The organism is Ewingella allii, assembly GCF_044430645.1.
Lineage (GTDB): Bacteria > Pseudomonadota > Gammaproteobacteria > Enterobacterales > Enterobacteriaceae > Ewingella > Ewingella allii.
In genome coordinates this window covers 221,146-239,923 of sequence record NZ_JAWUDN010000003.1, presented here as the reverse complement: position 1 = coordinate 239,923, position 18,778 = coordinate 221,146, and the positions used below count along the sequence as shown (strand labels likewise).

The 18,778-nt window shown below is 52.6% G+C and carries 15 protein-coding genes; 1 reads left to right on the top strand and 14 read right to left on the bottom strand.

The features are described 5' to 3' along the window. Positions 1–10: 10 nt before the first annotated feature. From SBO83_RS09930 to tkt, 8 genes are all read right to left on the bottom strand, one after another. A complete protein-coding gene (locus tag SBO83_RS09930) occupies positions 11–1,279 on the bottom strand; it encodes an MFS transporter (protein ID WP_396131391.1) in 1,269 nt (422 codons plus the stop codon). A gap of 60 nt (positions 1,280–1,339) precedes the next feature. Beyond that, positions 1,340–4,438 carry a beta-galactosidase gene (locus tag SBO83_RS09925; RefSeq protein ID WP_396131390.1) on the bottom strand — a complete coding sequence of 1,033 codons (3,099 nt, stop codon included), beginning with the start codon at positions 4,436–4,438 and terminating at the stop codon, positions 1,340–1,342. Between the two features lie 136 nt (positions 4,439–4,574). After that, positions 4,575–5,657, bottom strand: a complete 1,083-nt coding sequence (locus tag SBO83_RS09920; RefSeq protein WP_396131389.1) for a LacI family DNA-binding transcriptional regulator — start codon at positions 5,655–5,657, stop codon at positions 4,575–4,577. 24 nt (positions 5,658–5,681) lie between these two features. After that, on the bottom strand, positions 5,682–6,065 hold the full coding sequence (locus SBO83_RS09915; protein WP_396131388.1) for a lysozyme inhibitor LprI family protein: 384 nt from the start codon (positions 6,063–6,065) through the stop codon (positions 5,682–5,684). Positions 6,066–6,223: 158 nt separating this feature from the next. Then, the gene (gene fbaA / locus SBO83_RS09910; RefSeq protein ID WP_034793046.1) at positions 6,224–7,303 is read right to left on the bottom strand and encodes a class II fructose-bisphosphate aldolase; all 1,080 of its coding nucleotides are present in this window, start codon (positions 7,301–7,303) and stop codon (positions 6,224–6,226) included. Positions 7,304–7,430: 127 nt separating this feature from the next. Further along, positions 7,431–8,594: a phosphoglycerate kinase gene (gene pgk, locus SBO83_RS09905; RefSeq protein WP_353503353.1), complete on the bottom strand. Its 1,164-nt coding sequence runs from the start codon at positions 8,592–8,594 to the stop codon at positions 7,431–7,433. 71 nt (positions 8,595–8,665) lie between these two features. Then, positions 8,666–9,682 (bottom strand): erythrose-4-phosphate dehydrogenase, encoded by a 1,017-nt coding sequence (epd, locus tag SBO83_RS09900; protein ID WP_396131387.1) that lies wholly within the window; start codon positions 9,680–9,682, stop codon positions 8,666–8,668. 511 nt (positions 9,683–10,193) lie between these two features. Next, on the bottom strand, positions 10,194–12,188 hold the full coding sequence (gene tkt / locus SBO83_RS09895) for a transketolase (RefSeq protein WP_353503355.1): 1,995 nt from the start codon (positions 12,186–12,188) through the stop codon (positions 10,194–10,196). 249 nt (positions 12,189–12,437) lie between these two features. Between tkt and loiP the strand changes: the two genes are divergently transcribed. Next, complete coding sequence (loiP, locus tag SBO83_RS09890) at positions 12,438–13,190, top strand: metalloprotease LoiP (protein ID WP_353503356.1); 753 nt, start codon at positions 12,438–12,440, stop codon at positions 13,188–13,190. A gap of 128 nt (positions 13,191–13,318) precedes the next feature. On the opposite strand, the gene SBO83_RS09885 is transcribed toward loiP, so the two are convergent. The 6 genes from SBO83_RS09885 to SBO83_RS09860 form a co-directional block, all read right to left on the bottom strand. Next, positions 13,319–14,611 carry a YhfT family protein gene (locus SBO83_RS09885; protein ID WP_396131386.1) on the bottom strand — a complete coding sequence of 431 codons (1,293 nt, stop codon included), beginning with the start codon at positions 14,609–14,611 and terminating at the stop codon, positions 13,319–13,321. Between the two features lie 16 nt (positions 14,612–14,627). Continuing rightward, positions 14,628–14,981, bottom strand: coding sequence for a DUF2620 domain-containing protein (locus SBO83_RS09880; RefSeq protein ID WP_034793057.1), 354 nt, complete (start codon positions 14,979–14,981; stop codon positions 14,628–14,630). 17 nt (positions 14,982–14,998) lie between these two features. After that, positions 14,999–15,889 (bottom strand): phosphotriesterase-related protein, encoded by an 891-nt coding sequence (locus SBO83_RS09875; RefSeq protein ID WP_353503358.1) that lies wholly within the window; start codon positions 15,887–15,889, stop codon positions 14,999–15,001. Beyond that, on the bottom strand, positions 15,886–17,142 hold the full coding sequence (locus SBO83_RS09870; protein ID WP_396131384.1) for a phosphopentomutase: 1,257 nt from the start codon (positions 17,140–17,142) through the stop codon (positions 15,886–15,888). The genes SBO83_RS09875 and SBO83_RS09870 overlap by 4 nt, the downstream gene beginning before the upstream one ends. After that, positions 17,139–18,305 (bottom strand): YhfX family PLP-dependent enzyme, encoded by a 1,167-nt coding sequence (locus SBO83_RS09865; RefSeq protein ID WP_396131383.1) that lies wholly within the window; start codon positions 18,303–18,305, stop codon positions 17,139–17,141. Before SBO83_RS09865 ends, SBO83_RS09870 begins: the two co-directional genes overlap by 4 nt. Before the next feature lie 94 nt (positions 18,306–18,399). Beyond that, complete coding sequence (locus SBO83_RS09860; RefSeq protein WP_034793065.1) at positions 18,400–18,750, bottom strand: PRD domain-containing protein; 351 nt, start codon at positions 18,748–18,750, stop codon at positions 18,400–18,402. Positions 18,751–18,778 lie beyond the last annotated feature (28 nt).

Below are 18,778 nucleotides of genomic sequence, written 5' to 3'. Positions count from 1 at the left end.
TTCAGTAAAATTAGGAATTTGCATGGTTGTTTTTCAGCGGTTCAGGAGATTTAAAGGCCTGCAGTGGCCCGCGACCACTCAGCGTGAAGGCTGAGATTATCGTGAAGGTCAGTGCGATCAACCCAAGGATCAGATACGTTCCGTGAAAACCGATACGGTCATACATGTTCCCGGCAAAGACGGACATAAACATGATTGCCAGCTGCTTGAAGAAGCAGAAGGTGACCAGATAAATCGTTGCCGAGAAACGCACCTCAAATACCGACGTGATGTATTTGAAACAGCCCACAATCAGGAAAGGTATTTCAAACATATGCAGCGTTTTCAGTACCACCACTTCCAGCGGTGAAGAAGCAAATGAAGAGCCGATGATACGCACCGACATAATCATCCCGGCTAGCAGCAAAGCATTCTTACCACCTATGCGGTTCACAATCAGCGGCGCGAAGAACATGATGCAGGCATTCAGCAATTCGCCCAGGGTAGTGACGTAGCCAAAGACGCGCGTCCCTTCTGAAGATGAAGAAAAGAACGAGGTAAAGAAATTGGCAAACTGCTGATCGAATACGTCATAAGTACAGGAAACACCAATCACGTACAGGGCAAGAAACCACAGTTTTTTGTCTTTCAGCAGCTCAAGCGCCAATTTGAGATTGAACGATTTGGAGTTCACTCCCAGTTCGTTGGCCACCCGGGCGCTTGATGTCACCTCCGGTTTGGCGAGCAGTAACAGAATGGCGAGGATCACCGCACAGCCGGAGCCGAGCCAGAACACGAATTCGTTATTGATGGTAAACATGATGCCGACCACTGATGCGCAGAGCGCCCAGCCGACACAACCAAACATACGCGCCCTGCCAAATTCAAAGCTGCTGCGACGGCTGACTTTTTCGATGTAAGCCTCGATAGCGGGGGCACCGGCGTTGTAAATCAGTCCGAGGTAAATCCCCCCAACCACCGAGCCAAGATAAATGTTTATTTTCAGTAACGGGCCAAAAACATAAATAAAGAACGGCGCGAACAAAACCAGCATGCCGGTGATGATCCACAGCAGATGTTTTTTCAGCCCGAGTTTATCGGCAAGTAAACCAAACACCGGCTGGAACATTAGCGAGAATAACGAAATGCTGGCGAAAATAGTGCCGGTATCGCTTTTGCTAATGTGATTGATGTCATGTAGCCAGATCGGGAAGAACGGGAAGTAGGCGCCCATGATGAAAAAGTAGAAAAAGAAGAACAGCCCGAACATCCAAAAGTTAGTGTTTTTCAGGTAATACATAAGCAGTTTCCTTACGTCTGAATATTGCGCCGCTGGGAATTAACCCAGCGGCACAGGCTGTCAGGCACGTTTCCAAATGAACGAATAATGGTACTGACCGGCTGTCAGCAGGAACTCCGGGCTGACGCTTGGGCTCCACGAATCATCGCCGCCGACGCCCATATGGAAGCCGTCGATGTTCAGCCATGTGCCCTCTTCTTCACGCAATAAGTGACGATGACTGGTATTCATCAGCTGGCGCAGACTGTAGCGGCTCAGACCAAAGTGGAAATTGCCGCGTAACTTCCATCCGGCGTAATCCAACTCGCGGGTCTCACCGCGCAGGCCGTTTTCGCTTGGGAAAACATATGGCGTATACAACTCAGCCAGCGGCAAATCCCAGCGACCGTGTTGCGCCGCCAGACGGCGATCGGGATAGTTTTCGTGCGGCCCTAGCCCCAGCCAGCTGACGTTCTCAGCGGTGTCCGCTAACTGACAGGTCAGGCCGATGCGTCCCGGTGACGGCACGTTTGACGCCACACGAACGTCGACACTGATATGCAACTCGCCCTGATTATTGATGCTGAAAATTTTGCGGCTCAGCAGGCGCGTTTCTTCACCGGTCATAAACGCATGAGTGGTAGTAATCACCACCCTGTCCTGCAACTGATCGGCGCTGATATTCAGCAGCCGCGATTCCAGGTGATACATTCCAGCGGCTTTCCAGCGCTCAATCCAGGCATTCGGATCAATACGGCTCACTTCACTGACGCCGATATCGTTATCGACGGGCGCGCGGACAAACTGGTCGCGCAACGCCGATAGCAGCCGCGGCGTTTCGCCATCAAACCACTGTTCAAGCTGCCCGGTTTGCTGACTGAACTGCCAGCGTTGCGCGCCGTGTGCCACAGAAATCAGATCGCCCTGCTGATCCAAAACCGGCGCAGCAGCGCGGATTCTTTCCGCCACCGGCTGGCTCAGAGGCTGTGGTAACTGCCATTGATCCCAAGCGCTGCGATGTCCGGCTTCAGACCACGCGGTCGCCTGTGGCTGATGTACGGCAACGTTCAGCCACACATCACCTTCGGCCTGCGGGATATCACCCAGCTCTAACGTCTGTTTACCGTTTGGCGCTATATTCAGTGCCGCTTCCCCCTGTGAAATCACTTCGCCGTCATGTTCAATACGCCAGACTAACTGCTCGTTATCACTGTCGCGGAACAGATATTCACTTTGAATTTCAATCGTCAAAGGTGAGGTGCAGATCAGTGAGAACTGGAAGAATTGCTGTGCACGCTGCGCTTCGAATAAGGACGGATGCGGCGTACGATCGGCAAATACCAGACCGTTCATACAGAACTGGCGGTCATTAGGCGTGTCGCCGAAGTCGCCGCCGTAAACCTGATAACTTTTGCCCTGCGGCGAGGTTTTGGTCAGGCTCTGATCAACCCAGTCCCAGACGAAACCGCCCTGCAGACGCGGATACTGGCGGAAAGCTTGCCAGTATTTATCGAATCCCCCGAAGCTGTTGCCCATAGCATGAGCGTATTCGCAGAGGATCAGCGGGCGTGTTTCATCCGGCATGCTGATCCACTTTTTAATCGACCATTTTGGTACCGCCGGGAACGGCTGATCCTGTTCAACGCGGGAATACATCGGACAGATAATATCGGTTGCTGCGCTGTTAGCCCCCCCACCTTCGTACTGCACCGGACGGGTAGGGTCGACAGATTTGATCCAGCGATAGAGCGCGTCGTGGTTTGCGCCATGCCCTGATTCGTTGCCCAGTGACCAGATGATGATGCAGGGATGGTTGCGGTCGCGCTGAACCATGCGCGTGACGCGTTCGCTGAAAGCGTTAAACCACAGCGGGTCGTCCGACAGGCGATTCATCGGCTGCATGCCGTGGGTTTCGATATTCGCTTCATCCACCACGTACAGGCCGTATTCGTCGCACAGCTTGTACCACAGCGGATGATTCGGATAATGCGAGCAGCGCACGGCATTAAAGTTGTGCTGTTTCATCAGCACAATATCGCGACGCATGGTGGCTTCATCCATAACCTGACCGTTTTCAGGATGATGCTCGTGACGGTTGGTGCCTCGGATCAGCACTGGCTGACCGTTCACTTTCAGCAATCCGTTGCTGATTTCAACCTGACGGAAACCGACATCGCACGCTTCGGCTTCAATAAGTTGGCCTTTAGGTGAAATCAGTGAAATCACCGCGCGATATAGAGCCGGTTGTTCTGCGCTCCACAATTTCGGCCGGCTAACTGGCAGGCGCAGCGTAGTACGGTCATACGCTGCACCCCGCTCATCAATAATTTCGCTGCCTAGCGGTTGCTGATGTTCTGCTACCGCTTTATCACCCTGCCAAAGTTCGACGCGTACCTGATAATCAGTCGCAGTTTCCTGCGGCACGGCGGCACTGACCTGGACTTCCAGCTCCGCCTGCGTGAAACCGTGGAATAGATGCGTGCGCACCTGAAAGTCGGTGATTTGCTCCACCGGTTTATGCAGTAACGTGACATCTCGAAAAATGCCGCTCATGCGCCACATATCCTGATCTTCCAGATAGCTGCCGTCACTCCAGCGCAGCACCATCACAGCCAGACGGTTTTCTCCAGTGTGTAAAACATTGCTGAGATCGAATTCAGCCGGTAAACGGCTGTCCTGTGAGTAACCGACCCACTTGCCGTTACACCATAAATAGAACGCCGAATTGACGCCGTTAAACACGATGCGCGTTTGTCCGCTGCTCAGCCAGTCATCATCCACAGAAAATGTGAGCGAGTAACAACCTGTGGGATTTTCTTCGGGCACAAACGGCGGATCCACCGGGATCGGATATTGAACGTTGGTGTATATTGGCGCGTCATAGCCTGCCAGCTGCCAGTTTGATGGCACCTGTAGGCGATCGGCGTCAACCAGATCCTGTTGCAACCATTGCTCAGGAACCGCTTCCGGGCGGTTAAAATAGCTGAAACTCCATTCGCCATTGAGGCAGCGGATTTTTGCTGAAGGCTGATTTTTTCTGGCTTCCTGAGCATCACGCCAACTGTTAAACGGCGGATGCGCAGATAATCTATTGCACTGCGTCGAGGCAGGTTTCTCCCAGTCACGGCGGGCCAGAACGGTGGCCAGCGATGATAATTTATCTTCAGCAGATGGGTTCATACTCTCTTCTCGGCAAATTGTTATACGCTCACAATAATGTAAACATGCTTATCTGAAGAAAGTAAGTAAAGCGGAGGAATTCAGGAAAGGGACGCGGATCACAAATTCCGCGCCAGTCAGTGTTTACAAAGAAGGTTTACAGGGCACTAAGCTGATGCGCGATGCGGATCAGTTCCTGAGACAATGTTTCCTGTGACACATTTTCTGCGCCTGGTCTGGCAGTGGTATGGCGCTCGACCAAAGAAGTGGGCAACAACAGGGAGTCACCGTGATGATTGTCATGATTATGCAGATTACCCAGCAGGCGATTGATGCTCTCATGCCCCAGTAGGCGAAAATCCTGTTTGATGGTGGTCAGCGGCGGGAAGAAAAAGGCACTGTCTTCAGTATCGTCATAGCCAATCACCGAAATTTGTTCCGGCACCCGCAGACCAAACTCATGCACGGCACGCAGGACACCGAGCGCCATCTGGTCATTGGCGACCAGAATGGCTGTCGGACGCTTCGGCTGATTGAGCAGTAAAAACGCCTGCTGATAACCCGACGCCGCGCTCCAGTCGCCGTGCTGAATCGCACAGGGTGTAATATCACGCGTAGCCAGCGTGTTTAGCCAGCCTTCATAACGCAAACGCGCAGAGATAGATTCGAGCGGACCAGTCAGCACCGCGATTTGCTGATGTCCAAGCGCCAGCAAATGTTCCACCCCCTGCTCAGCCCCACAATGCGGATCGAACAGAATTTTGAAGACGTCGGCTTCGGGATCCACATCCAGAAACAGCGCCGGCAAAGTGCCACAAAGCTGAGCTATTGCTGTCGCATCATCATTTGACAGCGGCACGTTGATCAGAATCCCATCCACCCGCTGTGACATCAGTTCGTTCACCGCCGTACGGCAGGCGGTCAGACTCAGGTTGTCGATCATCGAAATCACAACGTTGAAACCCAACTGATTCGCGCGAGTTTTCATCGCAGATGCGATTTGTGAAGGTGCGTGCAGCGCCAGTTCGGTAGTCGCCAGTCCGAGAGTGAAGCTTTTTTTGCCCGCCAGTTGCTGAGCAACACGGTTGGGGACGTAATTCAGCTCAGCCATCGCCTGTTCGACTTTATCGCGCGTTCTGACGGACACGTGCGCCGCCTGATTCAGGACGCGAGAAACGGTCTGATAGGACACACCCGCATGGCGCGCGACATCATCAAGAGTGACAGATTTTGGCTTCATGGCTTTCTACCTTCGGACCTCATGTTATGGACAGCTTAAATCACCTTCTTCGCAGTGCATAATGTCATTAATTTCTTTGGTGCGCTGCTCGGTCTTCGCTTGCAGACATTGGGAATACACCATCGGCTGCGCTGAGCCGCCTTCAACGCCAGAAGATTGGAAGTCACAATCGCTGTCGCGAAAAGCAATCCAGCTGCGCTGCGCCACTTTCAACTTCTTCTGCTGGCCAGCATTGAGTTGCGACATCTTCAGCTTATAGGCCTGATTTAACAGGGCATCGCTGTGTTTGAAGTCCTGCGCGGCGCAGATATTCATGTCAGTTTGGGTGTTGGCATTTTTGCAATCAACCTCGGCGGCGTGGGCCAGCGGGGTCAAAGCTAACAAAGTCAGCAGAGCGGTAAGACGCATTTTCCTGTTTTCCTATGGAGAGCCTGTGGAGTGCCTATAAAGAGCCAGCCTGAGGAGAGTCAGGCATATATCTGCCGGATTATAGACAATAAAAAAAGGAGCCGAAGCCCCTTTTAAGGTAATTCCCACTCTCTGACCCAAAGATCAGAATGGTTGAATTACAGACGGTCGATGGCGTTCAGTTCTTTGAATGCCAGTTCCAGGCGAGTCACCATGGAAGACTGTGCAGCACGCAGCCATACGCGTGGGTCATAGAATTTCTTGTTAGGTTTGTCCGCGCCTTCCGGGTTACCCAACTGACCTTGCAGGTAAGCTTCGTTTTTCTTGTAGAACTGCAGAATACCGTCCCAGTTAGCCCATTGGGTGTCGGTATCAATGTTCATTTTGATCACGCCGTAACCCACAGACTCTTTGATTTCAGCAGCAGTAGAACCAGAACCGCCGTGGAATACGAAGTTCAGGGAGTTGTGTGGCAGGTTGTGTTTCTTGCAAACGTACTCTTGAGAATCACGCAGGATGGTCGGAGTCAGTTTAACGTTACCTGGTTTGTACACGCCGTGAACGTTACCGAATGACGCAGCGATAGTGAAGCGCGGGCTGATGGCGTTCAGTTTTTCGTAAGCGTAATCAACGTCTTGTGGTTGAGTGTACAGAGCTGATGCGTCCATATGGCTGTTATCAACGCCATCTTCTTCACCACCAGTGCAACCCAGTTCGATTTCCAGAGTCATGTCGATTTTTGCCATGCGAGCTAAGTACTTGCTGCAAATTTCGATGTTTTCTTCCAGAGATTCTTCTGACAGGTCGATCATGTGAGAAGAGAACAGTGGCTTACCGGTTTTCGCGAAGTGTTTTTCACCAGCGTCTAGCAGACCGTCGATCCATGGCAGCAGTTTCTTCGCGCAGTGGTCGGTGTGCAGGATAACTGGAACACCGTAGTGCTCAGCCATCTGGTGAACGTGGTGTGCGCCAGAGATTGCACCCAGGATTGCCGCGCCTTGTGGCACGTCAGTTTTCAGACCTTTACCCGCGATGAACGCAGCGCCACCGTTAGAGAACTGCACGATAACTGGAGCGCGAACTTTAGCAGCAGCTTCCAGAACGGCGTTGATGGAGTCGGTGCCTACGCAGTTAACTGCTGGCAGAGCAAAGTTGTTTTCTTTAGCAATAGCGAAAACTTTCTGCACATCATCACCAGTGATGACGCCTGGTTTTACGAAATCAAAAATTTTAGACATAGTTCGGTGTCCTTTTTCGTCGGCCGTAGATGGATTTGAATCGGTTGCTATCTCGCCTGAGTTCCACTGTGCAGCCCCTCGCGCGAAATAGAAAAGTAGGCAGCCTTATGCCGCCTACTCAAGTTCATTACTTCTTAGCACGCTCTTCTAGCATCACAACAGCTGGCAGTTGTTTCCCTTCAACGAACTCAAGGAATGCGCCGCCGCCAGTGGAGATATAGGAAATTTTGTCAGCGATACCGAACAGGTCGATAGCTGCCAGAGTGTCGCCGCCGCCTGCGATGGAGAAACCTTCGCTGTCAGCAATCGCGTTCGCGACAATCTCAGTCCCTTTACGGAAGTTAGGGAACTCGAATACGCCAACCGGACCATTCCACAGAATGGTTTTCGCGTTTTTGATGATCTCGGCCAGACGATTTGCAGAAACGTCGCCCATGTCGAGAATTTGTTCGTCGTCTTTGATTTCTGAAGCTTGCTTAACGGTAGCCGTTGCAGTTTCAGAGAACTCAGTCGCTACGCGAACGTCTGTTGGAACTGGGATATCACAGGTTTCCAGCAGTTTTTTCGCGGTGTCTAACAGGTCTGGTTCGTACAGGGATTTGCCCACGTTGTTGCCTTGCGCGGCAACGAAGGTGTTAGCAATACCACCACCTACGATCAGCTGATCAGCGATTTTAGACAGGGATTCCAGCACGGTCAGCTTGGTAGAAACCTTAGAACCACCCACGATAGCAACCATTGGGCGAGCTGGATTACCCAGCGCTTTGCCCAGTGCTTCCAGCTCAGCAGACAGCAGTGGACCTGCACAAGCTACTGGTGCGAATTTACCCACACCGTGAGTAGAAGCCTGCGCGCGGTGCGCAGTACCGAATGCGTCCATCACATAGATGTCACACAGGGCAGCGTATTTTTTAGATAAGGTTTCGTCGTCTTTCTTTTCGCCTTTGTTGAAGCGAACGTTTTCCAGAACAACCAGCTCACCTTCAGCAACATCAACGCCGTCCAGATAATCTTTAGCCAGACGAACAGGAGAAGACAACTTATCTTTCAGGTAGTTAACTACTGGCAGCAGAGAAAACTCTTCGTTGTACTCGCCTTCAGTCGGACGACCAAGATGCGAAGTTACCATCACGCGAGCGCCTTGTTTCAGGGCGGCTTCGATAGTAGGCAAAGAAGCACGGATACGGGCATCAGACGTCACTTTGCCGTCTTTTACTGGTACGTTCAGGTCTGAACGGATCAGTACGCGTTTACCCGCTAAATCCAGATCGCTCATCTTAATTACAGACATGGTGAATCCTCTCGTTGATTCTCTTTAAAGTTGCTTGAGGGCAATTCCAGCAACAAGCTGGGAGTGCCGTACTAGAAACCGCTAGCGGACATTGCCAATGTTGTATCCAACATTCGGTTAGCAAAACCCCACTCATTGTCGCACCAGACAAGTGTCTTAATCAGGTGCTGACCACTGACCCGCGTTTGGGTGCCATCCACGATGGCACTGTGTGGATCATGGTTAAAATCTGTCGAGACTAATGGTAGTTCGGTATAGTCAACTATACCACGAAAAGCACCATGTGCGGCCTTTTGCAGCAGCTGGTTGACCTCTTCGACCGCCACACTTCCCTCGACAAAAACGCTTAAATCTATCGCCGTCACGTTGATGGTCGGCACGCGAACTGAGATAGCTTCGAAGCGATCGCAGAACTTCGGCATGATGCGCGTGATACCAGCAGCAAGTTTAGTATCTACTGGGATAATTGACTGACTTGCTGCGCGGGTGCGACGTAAATCGGCATGGTAAGAGTCAATGACCGGCTGGTCATTCATCGACGCATGGATGGTGGTTACGGTGCCGGACTCAATGCCATAAGCATCGTCCAACAGCTTGATAATTGGGATAATACAGTTGGTAGTGCAGGAAGCATTGGAGACAATACGGTGCTGGGGTTCAAGCAGTTGGTGGTTAACGCCATAGACCACGGTGGCATCAAGATCGTGTCCGCCTGGGTGGGCGAAGAGGATTTTCTTGGCACCGGCTTTGAGCTGAATCTCGCCATCCTCACGGCTGCCGTAGACGCCGGTGCAATCCAGCACCACATCAACGCTCAGTTCACCCCACGGCAGCTTGGCTGCATCGGGTTGGTGTAACAAGCGGATGCTGTCATCGCCCACGTAGAGCTGTTCGCCTTCCTGTCTGACATCCCATGGGAAACGCCCGTGGCTGGAATCGTACTTCAACAGGTGAGCCATGCCTTCGGGGCTGGCAAGTTCATTAATAGCGACAACGCTAATTTCTGCCCGACGCCCGGATTCATATAACGCGCGCAATACGCTACGGCCGATGCGACCAAAGCCATTAATTGCAATACGTATTGGCATACTTCTCCCTGTTACACGGTTGTTACCTAATGGTGGTAACCCTATAGTAATGCAGTGCGCAGTAACGGTGAATCATTCTCAACAACGTTTCTGCATGCCGGGACGGCGTTTCGCTATTATTGTAAAAACACGTTAACCACTCAGCGGCGAAGTTAACCACTAACTTTGCAACTGAAACGGTTCAGCAGAGCATAAACGAAAGCGTATGCAAAAGGAATAATCCGCCCGATTTCGGCGCATTTCCTGAAGCGATCGCTGAAAAAATCGCCACAGCCAAGCCCTTCGATCCCCCGCTTTAACGTTTACATCGTATTTACGTCAGCCTTTTTATCATTCAACGGACAACATTAAATACTGATTAGGGAATTTGAGTGTAGCCGAGGCGGCGGCCACGCAGTTTGACCTACGTCATTGCTAACGAGAACTGCGAGCCGGGTCATACTCTTTCATTGCAAACCCGCCATAAAAAAGGCATCCCGAAGGATGCCTTTTGGCTCGGTCTCTTAGCGAATTACTTCAGCAAAGATTGAGCCTGAGCGACAACGTTGTCGACGGTGAAGCCGAACTCTTTGAACAGCAGATCAGCTGGTGCAGACTCGCCGAAGCTGTGCATACCCACGATAGCGCCGTTCAGGCCAACGTATTTGAACCAGTAATCAGCGATACCCGCTTCTACTGCTACACGAGCAGTCACGGCTTTCGGCAGGACAGATTCACGGTAAGCCGCGTCCTGTTTGTCGAAGGCGTCGGTAGAAGGCATAGACACTACGCGCACTTTGGTGCCCGCAGCGGCCAGCTTGTCAGCGGCTTCTACGGTGATGCCCACTTCTGAACCAGTCGCGATCAGAATCACGTCTGGCGTGCCTTCGCTGTCTTTCAGCACGTAACCACCGCGCGCCACGTTTGCCAATTGCTCAGCAGTACGTGGTTGCTGGGTCAGGTTCTGACGAGAGAATATCAGAGTCACCGGGCCATCGTTACGCTCGATAGCGTATTTCCAGGCTACCGCAGATTCAACCTGATCCGCTGGACGCCAGGTGCTCATGTTTGGCGTAACGCGCAGGCTGGCGATCTGCTCAACCGGCTGGTGCGTTGGGCCATCTTCGCCCAGACCGATAGAGTCGTGGGTGTAGACGAACACGTTACGGATCTTCATCAGTGCCGCCATACGCACCGCGTTACGGGCATATTCAACGAACATCAGGAAGGTCGCAGAGTACGGCAGGAAACCGCCGTGCAGAGCGATACCGTTGGTGATTGCGGTCATGCCGAATTCGCGCACGCCGTAGTGAATATAGTTACCCGCCTGATCGTCGCCGATAGACTTAGAACCAGACCACATGGTCAGGTTGCTTGGCGCGAGGTCAGCAGAGCCGCCGAGGAATTCTGGCAGCACTTTACCGAAAGCTTCCAGCGCGTTTTGTGACGCTTTGCGGCTTGCGATGTTGGCAGGGTTAGCCTGCAACTGCTCGATGAATTTCTGTGCTTCAGTTTCCCAGTTAGCTGGCAGTTCACCCTTGATACGGCGTTTGAACTCTTTTGCCAGTTCTGGGTAAGCTTTCGCGTACGCGTCGAACTTAGCGTCCCACGCGGCTTCTTTCGCTTTACCGGCTTCTTTAGCATCCCACTGAGCATAAATGTCCTGTGGAATTTCGAAGGCGGCGTATTTCCAGCCCAGCGCTTCGCGCGTTGCAGCCACTTCCGCAGCACCCAGCGCAGCACCGTGCACGTCGTGGGTACCGGCTTTGTTTGGTGAACCGAAACCGATAATGGTTTTGCACATCAGCAGGGATGGCTTGTCGGTTACTTTGTGGGATTCTTCGATAGCCGCTTTGATGGAGTCTGGGTTATGACCATCAACACCACGCACTACGTGCCAGCCGTAAGACTCGAAACGTTTAGCTGTGTCATCAGTGAACCAGCCTTCAACGTGGCCGTCGATGGAGATACCGTTGTCATCATAGAACGCGGTCAGTTTGCCGAGTTTCATGGTGCCAGCCAGTGAACAGGCTTCGTGGGAGATGCCTTCCATCATACAACCGTCGCCCAAGAAGGCGTAGGTGTGGTGGTCAACGATGTCGTGACCCGGCTTGTTGAACTGCGCGCCCAGCGTGCGTTCTGCGATAGCGAAACCTACTGCGTTTGCAATGCCCTGACCCAGTGGACCAGTAGTGGTTTCAACGCCTGGGGTGTAACCATATTCTGGGTGGCCCGGGGTTTTAGAGTGCAGCTGACGGAAGTTTTCCAGCTCGCCGATTGGCAGGTCGTAGCCAGTGAGGTGCAACAGGCTGTAAATCAGCATAGAACCGTGACCGTTAGACAGCACGAAGCGGTCGCGATCAGCCCAGTGTGGATTGGTTGGGTTGTGGTTCAGGTAGTCACGCCACAGGACTTCGGCAATATCAGCCATGCCCATAGGGGCGCCAGGGTGGCCGGAATTCGCTTTCTGCACGGCGTCCATACTCAATGCACGGATAGCGTTCGCAAGCTCTTTACGAGAGGACATGTTCTACTCCAGGTCGGATTAAAAAAGCAGTCAAGAAAATCATTTTCTCAGACTAGGCATTAAAACGGCAATCTCTATTCACACGCGTGATGAACTTCACAAAAAAGACTTTTGAATCAGTGCAATTTTTAGGATATCAACTATAGAACGGCAAGCCCTAAAAGCCTAATTTACCGCTATCCTTATCAATAATGCCTTTTTGAAGGCTTTTTCTTTGCTTCTGATTGTTACTTTTGGGAACCAAAACTGATGAAAATGACTCCTGCGCTGTTGAGCCTAAGCCTTGCGACCCTGCTGGCTGGCTGCGCCAATCTGAATACCGACACCCTGATGCAATCCGGCTCTCAGGCTTATCAGGCTGCCACCTTGTCTGACGCTGATGTTAAAACTCTCAGCGTGCAGTCTTGCGAAGAGATGGACAAGAAAGCCCAAATCGCGCCAGACAACAGCGAATACGCTCAACGCCTGAAGAAAATTTCTGCCGCGCTGGGTGACAACATCAACGGCACCCCGGCCAACTATAAGGTTTACCTGACCAAAGACGTCAACGCCTGGGCCATGGCCAACGGCTGTATTCGCGTTTATAGCGGCCTGATGGACATGATGAATGACAACGAAGTAGAAGGCGTGCTGGGCCACGAAATGGGCCACGTCGCCCTCGGCCATACCCGCAAAGCGATGCAGGTTGCCTATGGTGCCACCGCCGCGCGCTCCGCGGCTTCGTCACTGGGCGGCATCAGCGCTACGCTGTCACAGTCACAACTCGCCGATCTGGGTGAAAAATATGTCAACGCCCAGTTCTCGCAAAAGCAAGAATCAGAAGCGGATGATTATTCCTTCGACTTATTGAAGAAACGCGGCATCGACCCGACTGGCCTCGCCACCAGCTTCGAAAAACTGGCAAAAATGGAACAAGGCAGCAGCATTGGCTGGTTTGACGACCATCCTTCTTCCGAAGCTCGCGCCAAGCACATTCGCGAACGCATTGCTGCCGGACAGTAACACCTCACAACAACTCTGCACTAAAAGCACAAAGGCGCGGTGTGATCCGCGCCTTTGGCTTTCCAACCTGTTGATTTCCCGTCATTCAATGACGCGACCAGGCTGATATCTGCATTACTGGCTTTATCTTATGCTGGGATAAAAATACCCGCCCAGAAGCACAAGTTAAGCACGATACCGGTAATGATAACCGCAACCACTGGCGCTGCAATTTTCAGTACTGGGCGACCCAAGGCTTCGTTGAGGAAGTAAATCGCGGTGGTCATGGTGAAACCGGTGTAACCCGCCATTTTAATCGAGGCGAAGATAGCACCAATCAGCAGCGCGTATTCCATCAGCAGGTTCATGGCGTTACGAATGTTGTCAGACGCATTACGCACCGACGGGAAACGCCCCATCCATTTACCAATTGAACGCAGCAGCAGCACTTCTAAGCTGATCACAATTGCGCCCAGCAGTGCAGCTAACCACGGGTTCGGCACCAAATAACCCACCACGAAGACGAAGGTGAAACCGGCTACGGCGTAGACCCCGGTCGCCAGCGCCGTGGTGGCAATCATTGGCACGAAGCCCAAGCCGCGCATGAATTCAGCCAGTGCTGCCTGATGGATAAGGCTCGCAGAGTCCGCCGGAGACACGCCCGCCGCATAGGCTTTTGCCAAGGTATAAATCGACACTTCGCTGCCGCCGAACAGCTTCATGCTGGCCACCGCAGAGATCAGTGCACCGACAATCGCGATGAGCGGCAAGTTCTTAATAATGCGCGAGGTTCGCTCTTCGAACATCGACTCGCCACCACCGCCGAGGTGTGCTTTGGCTTTGATATCTTTGTAAATCGCGATGCCAATCAGCAAAATCATACCGACGAAAATCTCGATAGATTCTGGAGAGAGCGGCGTGAATCGCACGATAAGCAGGCGAGTCAGCAGCACTAGCAGCGCCGCGATAGCGCCCGACTTCCAGCCAAACTGATAGAAAATAGCCACCAGCGGGAAGAGTGCAAACGCGGAGATAACGGGCGAACTCAGCTCGCCCAGCGAACCGATAAAGTTAACCGGCAGCGAGGTCAGCACGCTGTTTACCGCAGGCAGGCTGGTGAACACCAACACGCCCCAGATAGCCCCTAAGCCGAAGGCCAGATAGGCGTTAATCGCCAGCACGCCGATGATATCGGTGGAGAGGAACAGTAACCATGAGTTAAGCAGGCCGGTCGACAGGGTGAAGGAGATCCCCACCGACGCGATAAAGCCCACGCTCAGACCAAATGCAATACTGCCCGCCTCACGGCGGCTCATATTACCTTCTACCAGTTGCGGAAGAATTGGTCGGATACCGTCATGAAACACTGCAACCGATTTGTGCGCCAGTAAGGCGGTCATCCCGGTTAATAACGCCACCACAACAATGTGTACGTATTCCATAGTGGTTATCTCACGATTAACGTAACTGGGTGATCAACAGTGGGATTGCGTGTTCCACGTGCTCGACCGACAGACCGAAAGCCACTTTGCCTTCAGCAATGAATTTCGCAACCTGATCGGCTTTCGCCTGAATACCCGGCTTAGCAATGGTGGCACTTTTGTTGTACCCGATGATGGCGATGGCCATCGACAGTGCCGCGCCCGCGCCGGTGTTACAGGCGCCAATGTAGTAATCCAGCTCGCCTTTTTTCACTTTTGAGGCGGCTTCCATATCACTTAAAATGTGACATTCGAATTCGCCGGGTGCTGTGGCTTCTACCAGTTTTTGAATCTGCTCGCGCTGTAGTCCTGCAATACCAATTTTTTTCATTTTATTTACCTTAATGCTCAGAGTGCGCCGGCACGACCAAAGAAAGTCGCCGGATTATCGCGAAGTAAAGTGTCAACCTGACGCTGAGTAATGCCCGCGCCGAGTAACATGGGAACAAAAGTATCAACCAAATAACTAAAGCCACTGCCGCCATTGGCTTGCAGATGAGAACGACGCGTGATGTCCATCGACAACATGATTTTGTCGCAGAATCCGCGTTCAATCAGCGCGTGCAGCATTTCGACCCGACGGGTGTCCGGGAAGTAGCTATTTTTACCGATTGTGTCGAACTGTACATAAACGCCTTTGTCGAGCATACGGAAAATTTGGTCCAGATCGTCTTTCAGATCACAGTGACCAATCACCACATTCTCTAACGCAACGCCATGATTTTCCAGCATCACGACCTGCTCCGGCCCCATGGTACTGAAGCTGGTATGGGTTGAAATCGGCAAACCTGTTGCATGATGAGCCAGCGCCGCAGCGTGGAACATTTTGGCCTCATCATCGGTGATCAGGTTTTCGCTGGTGCCGATTTCGGCGATGACACAAGGCTTAAGCGCAGTGCCATCGATACCGTTTTCAATCTCACCAATCATTTCTGCCGCTAACTGCTGGGCGCTGGTGTTACGCACGTGGCCCGGATAGAAGCTGTCGGTGTAATAACCCGTTGAAGCCAAAACGTTAATGCCGGTATCGCGCATTAAATCCAACATAAACTGAGCATTGCGCCCCATATAGCGGTTGGTCACTTCGACAATATTGAGCACGCCTTTGCTCACCAGAGTGCGCATCTCGGCGCACAGAGGTTCGTACTGATCTAAACGGCAGTCGATATTGTCCTTAAAACCGGACAAATCGATATGCAAATGCTCGTGAGCATAGGTATATCCCAGTGGATTGATCATGGTTTTTTCTCCGGTTTTGGCGAAGTACTCGTCGTGGTTTTAAGCGACAATAAAGGCAAGAAAGAGCGACCGTTTTGCGGCGGTTCAGCGCCGAAAAAGTCACAGGCACTGGCACCTACGTCTGAAAGCGTAGTGCGCCAGCCCAGCTCAACCGGCGGTAATCCATGTTGATAGACCAACAAGGGAACCTGCTCACGGGTATGGCGGCTATGGCCAATCGTTGGATCATTGCCGTGATCGGCAATCACCACCAGTAAGTCTTCAGGCTGCATGGCGTCAATAAACTGCGCCAGCGACTTATCGACGACTTGCAAGCGATCGGCGTAACGCTCTACGTCTTCTGCATGCCCTGCCAAATCCGTTTCCTGAATGTTAGTACAAATAAAAGCGTCGCCCGACTGGCTGATTTCTTGCAGCGTGATGTCGAGAATGGTTTGCGAGTCAACCAGTTGCATGTAACTCGTACCATGCTCATTGGAGACAATGTCCGCCACTTTGCCCACTAGCACCGTTTTGATACCTGCATCGTGCAATTTCGCCGGAGCCTGAGTCTTTTCGTCAACGCCGTAACCCAAATGGGCCACCTGGAAGTTTTTGCGATACAAACCGGAACGCGGCGCGTTGATGCCAATGTATTTACCATCGCGCACTTCGGCAGCATCGCGAATCGAGCTGCTATCGTCGATTTCACCGCCGAAAGCAATCACCCGCCCGACTTTGACACAGGCGCGAACGCAGCGGCCAATGTCCAGCGTTTGCGCGAAGCTGACCTGCGACAAATTGGCGCTGATGTTATAAACCTGACCTACATCGGCTTCCAGATTGTCGCCAATTGCCACCGCGTTGTTCACCCACAGGTAGCTTAAATCGTTGAGAACAATACGTTCTGTCACAAAACCTTTCAACCGCAATGCCTGTTCGACTTCATCAATCACCGCCGAGAACGGCATGGTCAACGGCGGCAATGGCAGCGTGCCCATGATCTCCTGATGGCCGACGAAGGTGTCTCCGCCCTCGTGCTGCAAGCCGATACGGCCAAAAGTCGCGGTCTCAGAAGGGGTCATACAACCCACCGGATAGCCCAGCGCATTCATCAAACCCATACTGCGCATCACGGGTAAATTCAGTTCAGGCAGGCGTTCAAGGATATGACCACAGGTGTTAGCACCGATATCCTGCGGGCGAACGTCTGGCACATCGGGCATCTCACCGATACCGAAACTGTCGATCACCAAAACAATATATTTACTCATTTCGCCTCCGCCTTAATGGAATTACCCACACTGTCGTACAGGCCGATTAACACCGGCTTTCCGGTTGAAACGCCGCTGATCAATGCCACATCGCTACGGGTGACAAACACTTGGGTTCGAAAACACATCACCACTGCGCTGCCGATAGGGTGTGACTCGGTAAGCTGTAAGCAGTAGTCGATGCTGGTCATGTCCGGTGCGATAACGCGGTCGCGGCGGCGGTCATCCCCGTCAATGACTAGCGCATTCTCCAGATTGCCACGGCGGTAATATCCGCCGCCAAAGCAGTAAGCGCGCCCTTCGTACTGATGCGATACCTCGGTGAGATACAGCATGGCAATTTTTTCCTGACAGGTGCCGCGCTGGTTAGCTGGCGTCGTGCCGGTTAAGGCGTGGCCCGGCTCGGCGTGAGTGACGCCCAACTGTGCCAACTCGGCAAAGGTTTCACAGCTCGAGGCACTCGGGGCGTTGACGTGGATGACGTCCACGCCCTGCTCGACCAAAATGTCGCGAGCCGACAGCAGAGTGTCCATGTTGGCGGTGCGCACGGTGCGCTGCTGTTTAGGGTCATACTGCATGCACGGAAAGTGCGTCACACCGGCGATGCTCACGCCCGCCAGCGTATTTAATTGCGCCACAACCTGCGGCAGCTCGCTAAGTTCAAAACCGCCCTCTTGGCCGCTATACAAAGCGTCACCGGCATGAGTAACCTTTAAGAGCAACGGCTGCACAATCCCGGCCTCAAGCGCCGCGGCAGAAATACTACGGGCTTTCTCCAGCGAAAATACCGTTACCACCTCCGGGCGATGGCGTAGCACTTCGGCAATCATGCTTTCCGGCGGCTGGACCAGGTGCCCCACGTGAGAAACCGGGATGGCGTGGCGCATTAGCTGGCGTGCTTCTTTAAAATCCACCGCCACAATGCCGGTAAAACCACTTTCAATCAGCAAACGGCACAGATGCGGATTGCGCCCGACCTGCTTGCTCATCGCATAGAGCGTAATGCCTAAACGCTTGGCCTCGGCCAGCAAAAGTCGGGCATTACTGAGCATCTGATCGACATCAATCACACAGGTATCCGGTGCAATTTCGCCTTTGCGCCACAGCGCGACGGCGGCGTCGATGAGAGCTGGATTCTGTTTTTCCAAAGCGTGTAAAAACATGAGTTGGCTTTCCCTTTCTGCTTACAGTCTAAATAATCATTTTTTTGAATATTTAAATCGTGAAAAATAGCGACAACTTGTCAGTGCCACTCGTTTAGCGGTTCTGATACAAACCCGCAATGTTCACCAGCAGGTAACCCACTTCATGCTCCGGCACATTCAATGGAAAATGGCCCATTACGTCTTGATGGATGGCGGCGATTTGCGTGAACTCTTCCAGACTTTCCAGCTCGGCGCGCAGTTCGTCATCAATGCCCTGAATCTCTTCACCGCGACGCGCACGCATCACGGCGTTAGCCAGGTGGGTCAGTGCCAAAATCCCCTGCTCGGTTCTCACCGGCAACTGCCAGTGACGCTCCAGACGCAATGTGACTAATCTCATTGCCTGATGAATGTCTTCATCAATCACCCCGGCCTCGGCCAGAATAGCGAGTCTTGTTTCCATAACTTCCTCTTTGTGTATAGCACCGAAG

Bases quoted from the DNA above. Each gene is read 5' to 3' on its own strand.
- SBO83_RS09930 (WP_396131391.1), bottom strand. From the start codon at position 1,279: ATGTATTACCTGAAAAACACTAACTTTTGGATGTTCGGGCTGTTCTTC.
- SBO83_RS09925 (WP_396131390.1), bottom strand. From the start codon at position 4,438: ATGAACCCATCTGCTGAAGATAAATTATCATCGCTGGCCACCGTTCTG.
- SBO83_RS09920 (WP_396131389.1), bottom strand. From the start codon at position 5,657: ATGAAGCCAAAATCTGTCACTCTTGATGATGTCGCGCGCCATGCGGGT.
- SBO83_RS09915 (WP_396131388.1), bottom strand. From the start codon at position 6,065: ATGCGTCTTACCGCTCTGCTGACTTTGTTAGCTTTGACCCCGCTGGCC.
- fbaA (WP_034793046.1), bottom strand. From the start codon at position 7,303: ATGTCTAAAATTTTTGATTTCGTAAAACCAGGCGTCATCACTGGTGAT.
- pgk (WP_353503353.1), bottom strand. From the start codon at position 8,594: ATGTCTGTAATTAAGATGAGCGATCTGGATTTAGCGGGTAAACGCGTA.
- epd (WP_396131387.1), bottom strand. From the start codon at position 9,682: ATGCCAATACGTATTGCAATTAATGGCTTTGGTCGCATCGGCCGTAGC.
- tkt (WP_353503355.1), bottom strand. From the start codon at position 12,188: ATGTCCTCTCGTAAAGAGCTTGCGAACGCTATCCGTGCATTGAGTATG.
- loiP (WP_353503356.1), top strand. From the start codon at position 12,438: ATGAAAATGACTCCTGCGCTGTTGAGCCTAAGCCTTGCGACCCTGCTG.
- SBO83_RS09885 (WP_396131386.1), bottom strand. From the start codon at position 14,611: ATGGAATACGTACACATTGTTGTGGTGGCGTTATTAACCGGGATGACC.
- SBO83_RS09880 (WP_034793057.1), bottom strand. From the start codon at position 14,981: ATGAAAAAAATTGGTATTGCAGGACTACAGCGCGAGCAGATTCAAAAA.
- SBO83_RS09875 (WP_353503358.1), bottom strand. From the start codon at position 15,889: ATGATCAATCCACTGGGATATACCTATGCTCACGAGCATTTGCATATC.
- SBO83_RS09870 (WP_396131384.1), bottom strand. From the start codon at position 17,142: ATGAGTAAATATATTGTTTTGGTGATCGACAGTTTCGGTATCGGTGAG.
- SBO83_RS09865 (WP_396131383.1), bottom strand. From the start codon at position 18,305: ATGTTTTTACACGCTTTGGAAAAACAGAATCCAGCTCTCATCGACGCC.
- SBO83_RS09860 (WP_034793065.1), bottom strand. From the start codon at position 18,750: ATGGAAACAAGACTCGCTATTCTGGCCGAGGCCGGGGTGATTGATGAA.